This is a genomic window from Streptomyces sp. NRRL S-646, from assembly GCF_000720765.1.
Taxonomy (GTDB): domain Bacteria; phylum Actinomycetota; class Actinomycetes; order Streptomycetales; family Streptomycetaceae; genus Streptomyces.
The window spans coordinates 206,039-218,612 of record NZ_JODC01000005.1 but is presented as its reverse complement, the minus strand read 5'-3'; the positions used below and the strand labels follow the sequence as shown (position 1 = coordinate 218,612).

Here is a 12,574-nt window from a genome sequence, read left to right as displayed (position 1 = left end):
CGCAATCGAGTATTTCAGTGATAACTCTAGTTATCACAACTCACTTTGCAGTTACGGTAGTTGATACGTCGGTCGACACCTCCGCCCAGACCGTCTTGCCCACGGGATGACGAGGTGTCCAGCCCCAGCGCATGGCCAGGACGTCCACCAGGAGCAGACCGCGTCCCGACTCGCCCTCGGGGTACGCCGAGGGCGGGATGACAGGCGGCCGCTTCCCGTTGGCGGCGTCGGCAACCTCGATCCGGATCAGGCCCGACACCTCGTCGAGACCGAGCCTGAGAAGGAAGTCGCGCCCCGGTACGCGGCCGTGCTGTACAGCGTTGGCAGTGAGTTCGCCGACGACGAGGGCGACCGCGCACGACACGTCCGACACCGGCGGGTATCCCCACTCCTCCATGTGCCGCACCGCGAGGCGTCGAGCGAGTCGCGCACCTTGGGGCGAAGAAGCGAACTGTGCTGTGAGCTGCGGATGTTCGGTGTCTTCACCATCGGGTACGACGGCCTCCGCCAATGGAGGTTCGGTGCTCCTCGGCGATTCCTCGCCCGAGGTGGTTGTTCCTGTCAGCACAGCGTTCCGTCCTTGTCTGTCGAGTCCTTGGACGTCCTGCGATGTACGCGAGTCGTCACGTTCCGTACTCAAGAGTCGTCAGACGGCCCTACGCTCGATAGGTGACGCAGCCTTACCTTTCGGTTCGTAAGGAACGGAAGTGACGCCTTGGCCAACGGAATTGAGCCCAGTACGTCGATGGCGGCGCTGTTCGGATCGCGGGTACGCAGACTCCGCACGGCGGCCGGGCTGACTCAGGCGGAACTCGGCCAGAAGACACACGTGGTGAGCACGCGGATCACGCAGATCGAGCGGGCCTCCGGGGCGAAACCGACGCTTGAACTGGCCCGTGCGCTCGACGCCGTTCTCGGGGCGGACAACCTGTTGGTCGAGCTGTGGCCTTACGTGTATCGGGAGGCGTTTCCGGATTGGTCGCGGGCGTTCATGGGGTACTCGGAGCGGGCGGTGTCCATCCGCGAGTACGCGGCACACGTGGTGCCTGGTCTGTTGCAGACCAGGGAGTACGCAAAGGCCGTTCTCAGCGTCGGCGTGACACTCAGTGGAGACGAGCAGTTGGAAGAACGGCTCACGGCCCGCATGTCACGGCAGGAACGGCTCAGTTCGCCCGACCGGCCGGAACTGTGGGTGGTGCTCGACGAAGCGGTCGTCAGGCGTCCGATCGGCGGGCGCGATGTGATGCGTGCGCAGTTGGAACAGCTGCTCCATGCCTCAACGGAGCGCCACATCACCGTCCAAGTGCTGCCGTTCGACCAGGGCGAGCACGACGCCATGGGCGGATCCCTGACAGTTCTGACGTTGCCGGATGGCTCAGAGGTCGCCTACACGGAGGGCGCGCATTACGGCCAACTCATCGAGGATCCGGCCGAGGTCAGCCGTTTCGCCGTGACCTACGATCGGTTACGGGCGGAAGCCCTGCCCCCGCTCATGTCGCTCGACATGATCCGATCCGTGATGGAGGGCTACAACCGTGGAGCAAACGTCCCGTCCCGATCTGAGCGGCGCCGTGTGGCGCAAGAGCAGCTACAGCAATCAGGAGGGCGGCAACTGCGTGGAGGTGGCGGACGGGTTTCACAGCGTCATGCCCGTCCGTGACAGCAAGGTTCAGAACGGTCCCACTCTGACCTTCGAGATCGGCTCCTGGGCAACGTTCATAGGCCAGCTGAAGGCCGGTCAGCGCCGCTCCTAAGCCAGCCAGGGCCCGGTCACGGCCCGTCCTCCGGGACCGCCGAATTCTTGTCCGCGAGGTCCCGGCGGGCCGCTGAACTCCATAAAGAACCGGGGAAAGAACTACCCGCCCGCCCACCCTCCCGACCGCGTCACCCGTCCGGGTGACTGGCTTGCAGGGTCAAGATGCGGACGGTTACGTTCGCCGCGACAACCGCAAACAGATACGGCCCCCGGCCGGGACGGCAATCCCGATCGAGGGCCTGACCGATCAGGAAGCGATACCTTCCCGATGGCTGACCCGCAGTCTAACGCGCGCCTGCGCGCCGACGCCGGAGCTCCGACCTCCGGCGTGATCCACGTACGCACCCGCCTCTCGGCCGACTTCACCGTGCTCTCCAACGCCCTCGCACAGCGACGCGGCAGCGCGGTCACGGTCGGCGTCGCGGCCTACGTCCTCTCCCTGCCCGACGGCTCCCCCGTGAGCATCGCCGCCCTGTGCGAGCACTTCACCGAGGGCGAGATCCTGATCTCGCGGGCGCTCAGGGAACTCGAAGGGGCCGGATACCTGGAACGCCGCCGCGAGCGACTGCCCACCGGACAGATCCGTACCCGAACGTACTTCTACGACGTGCCCGGCGGCGATCCGGATCCTGACGGACCTCCCGAGCCACCGAAACCGCGTCGGCCGGCCGCGAAGCAGCCTGCTGTTGCGGAGGCCACGCCTCCTTCCGAGACCGTGGGAGAAGCGGTACCCGCTCCCGCTCGGGTTGCGGAAAACCCGGTCCCACTCACCGACGCCGACCCGCAGGCAGTCGCGGTACTCACTGCGCTGCGCCGCGTGGATCCCCGTCTGATCCTGTCCGGGCAGGAGGCCGCGCGCCTGGCTCCGGCCGTCGCCGAATGGCTCGCGGCCGGCGTCCGAGCACCCGAGATCACGGAATTGCTCACTGCGCGACTCCCCGACCGTTTCCGGGCTCGTCCGGCAAGCATTCTCGCCTTCCGCCTCCGGGAGACACCCCTGCCCGCGCCGCCTCCACTCCCGCTCCCTGAGGTCGCGGAACGCCCTGCCGTACTGCCCTTCCAGACCTGCGGCGGCTGCGACCGTGCATTTCGTGCATCGGCCCCCGGACGCTGCCGGGACTGCCGATCCGGGAACCCTCTTCAAGCGGCTGGCTGAGCCGGTGGTCGAGTGTGCAGTCCACCCGCAGGTGGGAGGCTTGATGTGCGACGATGCGAAACCCGGCATCAAGAGGAGGTGGGGCATGGTCGACAGGTTCAGGGAGGGACTTCTGACGCCCACGGAAACGGCCTCCTATCTTGAGATTCCGCAGTCGACTCTCACCTCGTGGCTGAAGGGCAAAGCTGCCGGAGCGCCTCTGGTTCACCAAGTGGAGCCGGTACGAAAGGGGCAGCCCTCGGTGCCTTTCATTGCGGTGGCCGAGGCGCACGTCCTTCGTTCTCTGCGCTCCCTGGGACTTCGCATGAGCGAGATCAGAGAGGCTGCCGCTGCCGTACGGGACGCCTTCGACACCCCGTACGGCCTCGTGTCGAAGCGGGTGGCCACGGACGGGGTGGACATCTTCATCGAGCATGGTTGGGGGGATCTCCGCAGGGCCCGCGACGGCCAGGTCCCCATCCAGGAAGTGGTCTCCGACTATCTCCGCTACCTGACCTGGGAGCCCGGCGACGACTTCCCGTCCAGCCTGCGGCTCAGGCAGTACCCGAACTCTGTCCCCGTCGTGATCGACCCGAGGTTCGGTCACGGTCTCCCCGTCGTCGCCGCCAACCGTGTCACGGTCAAGGCGATCACCGACCTGTGGGAGGCCGGGGAAACCGTCGAAGACATCGCGTACGACTACGACATGACGCCTGAGCAGGTGGATGCGCTCTGCCAGGCAGTGGTGCATCTTGCCGCCTGAGTTCTTCCTGGACCGGAATCTCGGTCGTCGTGTCGCGGAGGGGCTGAGGGCGTGCGGGTGGACGGTTCACCGCATCGGAGACGTCTTTCCGGACGACGGGCAGGACATCCCCGACGAGGAATGGATCACTCATGGTCTCGACCGGTCCTGGATCCCGCTCTCGAAGGACGGGCGGATCAAGACCCGCGACCTGGAGATCCGTCCTGTTCTGGAACGCGAGGCGGTGTTGTTCTACCTCGACAACCAGCAGCTTCGCAGCATCGAGATGGTGGAGCGGCTCGTCGCACGCCGTGACGCGATCCACCGGGCAGTCGAGAAGGGCGGTCCAGCGGCCTACGCCGTGCGACATGACAGGATCGAGCGCACGTGGCCCTGACGGGCGGGCAGCCCTTCGGCAACCCGCCTGCAGCCGGAGCTACTTCGCCGCGGGCGCCCACAGTGCGGCCACGATCTCCATCTGCTTGAGGACCAGGTCGATCGCCTCCCGCTCCTCCTCGGGCGGGTAGTCGAACATCGCCAGCACGCGGCGGATGCGGGTGCGGAGCTTGGCGCGGACGGGCTCGCGAGAGAGCCAGTCGACGGAGAGGTTGTTCCGGATGTCCTTCACCAGCGCTCGGGCGATCTTCGCCAGGGTGTCCTGACCGCCCTCCATCAACTCGGCCATGTCGCGGTGTGCGACCGCGTCGTAGAAGGCCAGCTCGGCGTGGGTCAGCGGCGGGTCGAACCGCTCGCCGCGGCGGGCCTCCGCCGACACCTCCCGTGCCAGGGCGGCGAGTTCGGCGATGACCTGGGCGCTGGTGAGCTGCTGGAGCATGTACCGCTTCATCAGGTCGTTCAGACGCTCGGTGAAGCTCTCGTTGCGGACGACGTTGTGCTTGGTCACCTCGCGCATCTTCTGCTGGATCATGCGGCGCAGGGCCTCGGTGACCAGGTGCGGAGTCTCGGAGTTCTCTAGACTGCGCAGCTGCGCCTCGTTGAGGCGGGTGATGTCCAGCCGGCCGATCCCGGCCTCCGCGTACAGGTCGGTGATCTCGTCAGCGTCGACGACCGAGGCCGCGAGGGCTTGCAGGTATCGCTGTACCTCGGCACTGAGCGGCTCCCCGCTCGCCTCGCGCTGGGCGGCGTCGAGCTTGATCATCCAGGCCCGGACCTCGCTGAAGAAGGAGATGTCACGACGCCAGTCGTCCAGGTCCTCGCAGCGCTCGGCGATCTCCTTGCTCATCGCGCAGACGCGGTAGAAACGGTCCAGCCGGGCGGCGCTGTCCTTGAAGCGGACGGAGAGCGGCTTGGCGGGAGGCTCGACCTTGTTGCCCGGGTTCTTCGGGTCGCGCAGGAAGTCGGCGGTCAGGCGAAGCGCGCGCTTGCGGGTGTCGGGGCGGCCGGTGTCGGCCAGCCACTGCTTCCAACGGCTCCCGGCCAGCAGCCCCTTGATAGTGGCCAGTTCGTTCTTGACCTCGGTGACGGCCCGTTCGATGTCCGCGCCGAGGGTCTGGTCCTTGCGGTCCTGGTCCGAGTACTCGCGCAGGGCCTTGGTGAGGTTGTCGGTGAGGGGCGCGTAGCCGACGAGCAGACCGTCCTGCTTGCCGCGGAAGCGGCGGTTGACGCGGGCCAGGGCCTGCATCAAGTTGGCGCCTTGCATCGGGCGGTCCATGTACAGGGTGTGGATGGGCGGCGCGTCGTAGCCGGTGAGCAGCATCGAGTGGACGATGAGCAGTTCCAGCTCGTCGTCGGGGTCCTTGGCGCGCTTCTGGACGACCTTCTGCTGGGACTTGCGCAGCGAGTGCTTGCGCAGGTGCTCGGGGTCGGAACGGTCGCCATGGAAGACGATCTTCATGACGCCCTTGTCAACCTCGTCACTGACCCAGCCGGGCCGCCGCTCGGCCAGCGCGTCGAAGACCCGTACGCAGATCTCGCGGGTCGCGCATACGACCATCGCCTTGCCGGGGGCGCCAATGTCGGGCTTGACCAACTCGCGGCGCTGCTCCCAGTGGGCGATCAGGTCGTCCGCGAGCTTCGCTATGCGGTCGTCGGCGCCGTAGACGGTGTTCATCGTCGTGGCGTACTGGATGGCGCGGCGGCGCTCGGCGTCGTCCATGCCCTCGGTAAGAGTGTTCGCCTGCTCGTCGAGCTTGTTCGGGTCGACGCCCTTGGGCAGGTCGACCTCGATGACACGGGGCTCGTGAAACACACGGACCGTGGCCCCGTCGTCGACGGCGCGCTTCAGGTCGTAGATGTCGATGTACTCGCCGAAGACGGCACGGGTGTCGGCCTCGGCCTTTGAGATCGGCGTGCCGGTGAAGGCGAGCAGGGTGGCGTAGGGCAGGGCGTCGCGCAGGTGGCGGGCGTAGCCGTCAAGGCTGTCGTAGTGCGAGCGATGGGCCTCGTCGACGATCACCAGGATGTTGCGGCGCTCGGAGAGGAGGGGGTGGGACTTGCCGGCGTCCTTCTCCTCCTTGCTCAGGCCGAACTTCTGGAGGGTGGTGAAGACGATCCCGCCGACGTTGCGACCCGTCAGCTCGGCGCGCAGTTCCTCGCGTGTGTCGATCTGGTGAGCTTTTGCCCCCAGCAGGGACTCGCTGTCGAGGAAGGTGTCGTAGAGCTGGTCGTCGAGATCGTTGCGGTCGGTGATGACGACGATCGTGGGGTTGTTGAGCGCCGGGTGGCGGAGGACGAGCGCGGCCGTCTCCACCATCTCCTCCGACTTGCCCGCGCCCTGCGTGTGCCAGACGACGCCGGCCTGTCCGTTCGTCCGCGACGCCTCGACGACGGCGTCCACGGCCTTGTTCACGGCGAAGTACTGGTGCGGCTTCGCGATGCGCTTGCCGGTCAGGGGCTCGCCCGGCTTGGGCGGCGGAAAGTTGACGAAGTTGCGGGTGAGGGAGAGGAACCGGTCCTGCGTGAACAGGCCGTGCAGGGCCAGGTTCAGCGCGTCGAGGCCGTCGTAGCCGGGCTCGTTGGTGTCGACGGGCTTGCCCTCGTGGTCGACGTTCCAGGGTGCGAAGTGCTCGTAGGGCGTGAACGCCGTGCCGTACTTGGCGGTTATGCCGTCCGAGACCAGGCAGAGGACGTTGTAGCGGAACGCGACCGGGAACTCCGAGACGTACGTCTGGAGTTGGGCGTGCGCCGACTTGAGGGTGGCATTCTCGTCGGAGGCGCTTTTGAGTTCGATGACGGCGAGGGGGAGGCCGTTGACGTACAGGACGATGTCGAAGCGGCGGTGACTGCCGTCGGTGTCCCTGACCGTGACCTGGTTGACGGCGAGGTAGCTGTTCGCGTCGGGGTCCGTGAAGTCGACGACGCGGACGGTGGGGGTCTGCTCGGCGCCGAACTCGTCGGTGTAGGTGAGGCGGATACCGGTCGTCAGGTGCTCGTGGGCCTGCTTGTTCTCCGGATATGCCTCGCGGGAGGTGGGGTCAGTGGCGATACGGAGGGCTTCGTGGACGGCGGTGGAGGTCAGCTCCGGGTTCAGCTTCTCGATGGCTGCCTGGAGTTCGTCGTGCAGGATGAGGTCGTCCCAGTCGCGGCGGTGTCCGGTGCCGGGGGCTAGGTCTTTGCCGGGCTTGGTATCCCAGGCGAGTTGGGCAAGTTCGTCCAGGGCAAGGTGCTCCCAGGTGGACTCGGTCATTTTGGCGTCGAGGTGGGCGGGAGTGTGTTCGCTGCCGAATTCGGTGGTCATATGGCGTCCTCCACGATCTTCTCGGCGTCACGGACGTGGAGCTTGCCGGACATTAGTTGGGGGAGGAGAGTGTCGCGGAGGGTGGCTAGGGTGCGCGACTCGGCCGTGGCTTGAGCAGCTCTGCGATGCAGTGGCGCAACAGTCCGCGCAAACTCGGCAATGCTCCGTTCACTCGGCAGCCGGATCGGCATGGCCTTGAAATTCTTGCGACTCAACTCAAGGAAGGTCGACCCATTAGCCAGACTGATCATTTCTTCCACACGAGAGCGCATTTCATGAAGCAGCCACCATCGCAGCTCCTCGGTTGGCGGCAGAACGACGATGAAGCCCTGGTTTACCGCTGCGGGCATCTGGGGCAAAGCAAAGGCCCCAATGGTTGCGCGAGAGGTCATGAAGATGGACTGCGCCGGATAGAGCCGCGATGCACAGTTTTCCAGCCCTTCACCTGTTACGGTCCTGCCAGTTTCAAACAGATACGGCGCAGACAGCGCGGTTACGTCCGTTGGAGTAGTCCAAGCGATCCCTCCGCCCCAGTATTCCTCCGTCTTCGTACTTGGCGTCCCTCCGCCGACAACCGTCGCCGTCGAACCAAACGTGTCGGGGCCGAAATCCGCCCCATGGGCAGAACTAGCAAATTGGGCGTCCGCAAGTTCAAGTGCCGTGCCCGCGATGCGCTCGTTAACCGTGATCTTTTCGTCCAGCACCCCAAGCACGTCGGAAATCGCGCGCTGGATTACCAACGGTGGCACCGTAACACTCAATCGACGCTGTTCCGTGAGTGATACGTATGCCGCCATGTCGGACTCATTTTCGCGGGCCCGAAGCTGCGCTTTGAAAGGCTCAGACCGAAGGAAAGCATAGAGGTACAGAGGATCGATTACCTCATGATTCAGGCTACGCCAGAACGTTGTCTGCGGCGAGCAAACAAACGGCGGACTGACGGCCGGAGCGAAAGCGACTTTACCCACCGTTCCCTTGTGAGAAAGAACTACATCACAGGGCGCACCAATTCCTTTCCGCACCCTTTCCATGGCGATTTCGTTGATCTTTTGAGCCGACTCGAAAAGAAGACGCCCACCCCTCATGTCTGCGGCACGAATGAAAGCCGTTCCGGTATCCCCGAATTCCGCCGGTCGCGGCCGATACTCGCCATGGTTTCCGTCTTGCACTAGGAGAATACCGTCGGCTTCGAGGTCGCTAACAATGCGCTGCCACTCAGCCACCGATCCTCCCCAACTGCTCCCGCACAGCCGCATCCAACCGAGCCGACTCATCCAACTGCTCGAACAGTTCCTTCGTCAGCCGAGTGATCCGCTCCTCCACCGGCTCCGCGTCCGGGTCATCCTCGGCCTCTGCCGCTCCCACGTACCGCCCCGGAGCCAGCACATAGTCGTGCTTCTCGATCTCCTCCAGAGTGGCGCTGTAGCAGTACCCTGGCACGTCCTCGTATGTAAGGCCCTTGTCCCGCGCCGACTTGGTGCCACGCCACGCGTGATATGTGTCGGAGATTTTCTCCAGGTCCTGGTCAGTAAACCTGCGCTCAGTCTTGTCGACCATCGTGCCCATCGCCCGCGCGTCGATGAACAGCACCCGGCTCCGCCGGTCCTCCAGCTCCTTCGTGCCCTGCGGGGACTTGTCCTTTGTTAGGAACCACAGGCACGCAGGGATCGCCGTCGTGCGGAAGAGGTTGCCCGGCAACGCGATCATGCAGGAGACCAAGTCCGCCTCGACCATCGCCGCGCGGATCTCGCCCTCGCCCGACTGCTTGGACGACATCGAGCCGTTGGCCAGGACCACGCCTGCGCTGCCCCGGTCGCCGAGCTTCGAGACAATGTGCTGGAGCCAAGCGTAGTTGGCGTTCGACTGGGGCGGAGTGCCGTACCGCCACCGTCTGTCGTCCGACTTCCTCGCCCAGTCCGACATGTTGAACGGCGGGTTGGCCATCACGAAGTCGGCCTTCAGATCCGGCAGTTTGTCGTCCGCGAACGTGTCCGCCCAGCGGTCACCGACGCCCTTCGGGTCCATGCCGTGAATGGCGAGGTTCATCTTGGCCAGGCGCCACGTGCGCTCGTTGGCCTCCTGGCCGTACACCGCGATGTCGTGCGTGTGGTCCTTGCCGCGCCGCTTCGCGACGAACTTGCCGCTCTGTACGAACATGCCGCCCGAGCCGCACGCCGGGTCGTACACCCGCCCCTCGTACGGCTCCAGTACCTCGACGATCAGGCGGACAACGCTTGCCGGCGTGTAGAACTCGCCAGCCCTCTTGCCCTCCGCCCGCGCGAAGCGCTCCAGGAAGTACTCGTAGGTCTCGCCCAGGACGTCCTGCGCCGGACGGTCACCATGCCCCGTAAAACGCGCGTCGCTGATCAGGTCGACGAGTTCCTTCAGGCGCTTCTGGTCGACGTTGTCGCGGTTGAAGATCTTCGGGAGGACACCGGTGAGGGTCTTGTTGGCCTTCATCACCTCGTCCATGGCCGTGTCCAGGAGCGCGCCGACACCGCCCTCCGCGCTGGCCGCGTTCTCGGAGATGTGGTCCCAGCGGGCGGTCGGGGGCACCCAGAAGACGTTCTTCTCCGTGTACTCGTCCTTCTCCTCAAGGAAGGCCGCCCGGCGGTGCTCGGGGATCTGGGCCAGCTCGGGGTCGGCGGCCAGCTCCTCGCGGCGTTCGGCGAAGGCGTCGGAGACGTACTTCAGGAATACCAGGCCGAGCACGAACTCCTTGTACTGGGCGGCGTCCATGGAGCCGCGGAGCTTGTCCGCGGCCTTCCACAGGATGTCCTGGATCTCCTTGGTGCTGGAGACACTGAGCAGTTCGCCCTGTCCGGGGGCTGCCGCGGCTCGCTTGCGGGGAGGCATCGTTCCTTCTTCCAGACGGTGTCGGTGGATGGGTTACTTGCGGTTGGTCGTTCTGGGTTCGCCGATGGTCAGGGTGCCATCGGCCAGGCCCTCGATCGTCAGGCGTCGGGCCTCGGCGAGGGCGTCGGCCTGGGCGCGCAGCAGCCGTTCCCTGCGTTCGGTCTCGGCCAGCAGGGCGTCGAAGCGCAGTACCTCGTCCGGGTCGAGGTCCGGGAGCTGGTAGTCCTCGATACGGCGGGCCGGGCGTACGGCGCCGGGGCTTCGGGCGGTGCCGCGGGCTGCGCCGAGCAGGGCCGCCAGGACCCGGGGGGTGAGCGGGCGGGCGGCGTCAGCGTTGACGCGGAGGACGCGGGCCGGGAACGCAACGACCGAGAAGCCGTCGTGGTCGACGTACACGCCGAGGCGGGGCGCGAGGGTGTAGACGACGTCACCGGGCTCGGTCAGCGCCGCCCGTTCGTACGCCGTCGCCAGCAGCAGGCGGTCGATGCGGCGCCCGCCCACGGGTCGTTCGCCGGTGATCTCCTCGGGGCCCAGCACAGTGTGGTGGCCGTCGGGGGTGACGTGCTCGTCGTCGATGCGGTGGCCGGGGAGCCGGGTCACCCTGTGTGCGGTGATCAGCTTGCCGAGTGTGATGCGTTCGGGAAGGCGGCCGACCCTGCGCAGTACGGCCCCTCGGTAAGGGCCCCGCTCGTCCTCATACGCGCGCATGTCCGCCGTCGCGCGCTCCAAGCGGGCCTCGGCCTCGGCGATCAGGGCGGGACGTTCGGTGACCTTGTCGGACCAGATCGCGGAGGCCGGCGGCGCGGGCGGGGTCAGCGGACCGCCGAAGGCCCGGTCCAGGTCGCTGACGGGGACCACACGGCCGTAGCGCGGGTCGTGACCGTCGAGTCCTCGGAAGCCTTCTGTCCGCCAGAGGAGGACGTCCTCGGCGAGCCGCATACGCACACCCGGGGTGAGCTGTTCGGAGCTGATGTCGGCCAGTAAGACCTTGCCCTCCGCCGCTGGAACGGGGCCGCGCGTGAGCGTCCACAGCGCGGGACGGTAACCGGGGCGGAAGGGCAGCACCCCGCCGGGTAGCGCGATGACCGACTCGACGATGTTCTCGCGCAGGAGGGCCGACCGGAGCTGAGCGGCCTCGGTGCTCTTCAGTTCGTCGACGAGCGCGTCGGCGGGGCCGAGGACGAGGGCAGTGCAGCCGGGGCGGAGGAGATAGGCGACGCGTTCGAGCTCTGTCAGGGCGCCGAGCACCGAGCGGTCCTCGCCGGGGCGGTACGGGAGCTGGGTGACGACGAGGTCCGGGTCCGCGAAGCGTTCCTCAAGGTCGGTACCGGTCTGCACGTCCAGGTCAAGTTCGCCGACGCCCGCCAGCAGGAGGCGCCGGCGGGTGATGCGGGTGAGCCGGTCGTCGGGGTCGGCGGCGAGGACGGTAACGCGGTCGCGGTCCTCCGTATCGTCGAGGAGCGCGACGAGCAGGTCGCCGACGCGGGCGTGTGGGTCGGCGAGGGTGAGGGACTTTCCTTGCTCAAGGCGGATGGGGAGGTCGGTGAGCTGGGTGAGCAGACTCCTCAGCTCGGGGGCGACCGCGTCCGCGGTGAGGGAGTCCAGGCCCAGCCGGGCGCGGGAGGCGAGCAGCCACTCGTACGCGCCACGTTCGTCGTAGGCAGCCTCGACCAGGTTCTCGGCGAGGCGGGCAAGCGGGGCCGCGCCGGCGTCGACGGAGCGCAGTTCACGAAGGACGAACTCATCCTCCATGTCGATCCGTCGGGCACGGCGCAGCACCGTGGACCACAGGGCCCCGTCCGCTTCGGCGTCGGCCTGAGACACGTCCGAGCTGTCGTCCAGCGGCTGACCGTCGAGCCGACGCAGGCACAGGAGGCTGCCGAGCGTCTCGACCAACTGCCATGGGGTGAACCGAGCCCGCAGGGCCACGATGCCGAACAGGGCCAGCTCGGAGCGCAGTTCGGACGCCTCGGCGTTGCCCAGACCGGACGCGATCAGCCACTCGGCCACCTCCGCGCCGTCGAACTGCGGCCTGCCCGCGTTCTCGGACACGGCGGCGGGAAAGTCCGGGTAGCGCCGGCGCCAGGTAGAGACGACAGGGCGCTTCACTCGCGCAAAAGCAGCGATCTCGGACATCGAGACGAGTAGGGGTGCCCTAGGAGAGGCCCAGGAGCGCAACGCGACATCCGGCAGTTCGGTCACCACAGCACGTACTCCCTCCCCTTTGACTACCGTTGCATCAGCTGTTCCGGCCGCGAGCTCCGGGCCGATTGCCCCTCATGGCCATCCCAGAGGCTTCACCTCTCCGGCTCCACAGAACGATACGGGCATCTCGCTGACAGTGAGGCGTCAACCTCGATAACAGGGGTTATCAGATCTGAATTTACG

The 12,574-nt window shown here is 66.6% G+C and carries 10 protein-coding genes; 5 read left to right on the top strand and 5 right to left on the bottom strand.

All coding sequences use genetic code 11. The annotated features are described in order from the left end of the window. Positions 1-40 precede the first annotated feature (40 nt). Positions 41-511 carry an ATP-binding protein gene (locus IH68_RS0110910; RefSeq protein WP_234341330.1) on the bottom strand — a complete coding sequence of 157 codons (471 nt, stop codon included), beginning with the start codon at positions 509-511 and terminating at the stop codon, positions 41-43. Between the two features lie 234 nt (positions 512-745). Here IH68_RS0110910 and IH68_RS0110905 point away from each other — a divergent pair, with 234 nt between their 5' ends. The 5 genes from IH68_RS0110905 to IH68_RS0110885 all read left to right on the top strand — a co-directional run bounded on the left by IH68_RS0110905 (position 746) and on the right by IH68_RS0110885 (position 4,030). Next, positions 746-1,660 (top strand): helix-turn-helix domain-containing protein, encoded by a 915-nt coding sequence (locus tag IH68_RS0110905; protein WP_030932213.1) that lies wholly within the window; start codon positions 746-748, stop codon positions 1,658-1,660. Further along, complete coding sequence (locus IH68_RS57940) at positions 1,572-1,754, top strand: DUF397 domain-containing protein (RefSeq protein WP_078912408.1); 183 nt, start codon at positions 1,572-1,574, stop codon at positions 1,752-1,754. The genes IH68_RS0110905 and IH68_RS57940 overlap by 89 nt, the downstream gene beginning before the upstream one ends. A gap of 270 nt (positions 1,755-2,024) precedes the next feature. Next, positions 2,025-2,912: a hypothetical protein gene (locus IH68_RS0110895; protein WP_030932210.1), complete on the top strand. Its 888-nt coding sequence runs from the start codon at positions 2,025-2,027 to the stop codon at positions 2,910-2,912. A gap of 43 nt (positions 2,913-2,955) precedes the next feature. Beyond that, entirely contained in the window at positions 2,956-3,654 is a 699-nt protein-coding gene (locus tag IH68_RS59400) for a DUF433 domain-containing protein (protein WP_324607672.1), read from the top strand. After that, positions 3,644-4,030, top strand: coding sequence for a hypothetical protein (locus IH68_RS0110885; protein ID WP_030932203.1), 387 nt, complete (start codon positions 3,644-3,646; stop codon positions 4,028-4,030). The genes IH68_RS59400 and IH68_RS0110885 overlap by 11 nt, the downstream gene beginning before the upstream one ends. Positions 4,031-4,069: 39 nt before the next feature. Here the strand turns inward: IH68_RS0110885 and IH68_RS0110880 are convergent, their stop codons facing one another. The 4 genes from IH68_RS0110880 to IH68_RS0110865 are packed head-to-tail and all read right to left on the bottom strand — an operon-like array spanning position 4,070 to position 12,322. After that, a complete protein-coding gene (locus IH68_RS0110880; protein WP_030932199.1) occupies positions 4,070-7,330 on the bottom strand; it encodes a type I restriction endonuclease subunit R in 3,261 nt (1,086 codons plus the stop codon). Continuing rightward, entirely contained in the window at positions 7,327-8,553 is a 1,227-nt protein-coding gene (locus IH68_RS52940; RefSeq protein WP_159403666.1) for a restriction endonuclease subunit S, read from the bottom strand. Before IH68_RS52940 ends, IH68_RS0110880 begins: the two co-directional genes overlap by 4 nt. Next, on the bottom strand, positions 8,546-10,186 hold the full coding sequence (locus IH68_RS0110870) for a type I restriction-modification system subunit M (protein WP_030932193.1): 1,641 nt from the start codon (positions 10,184-10,186) through the stop codon (positions 8,546-8,548). Before IH68_RS0110870 ends, IH68_RS52940 begins: the two co-directional genes overlap by 8 nt. A 33-nt stretch (positions 10,187-10,219) precedes the next feature. Continuing rightward, positions 10,220-12,322, bottom strand: coding sequence for a hypothetical protein (locus IH68_RS0110865; RefSeq protein ID WP_030932190.1), 2,103 nt, complete (start codon positions 12,320-12,322; stop codon positions 10,220-10,222). Positions 12,323-12,574: the final 252 nt, after the last annotated feature.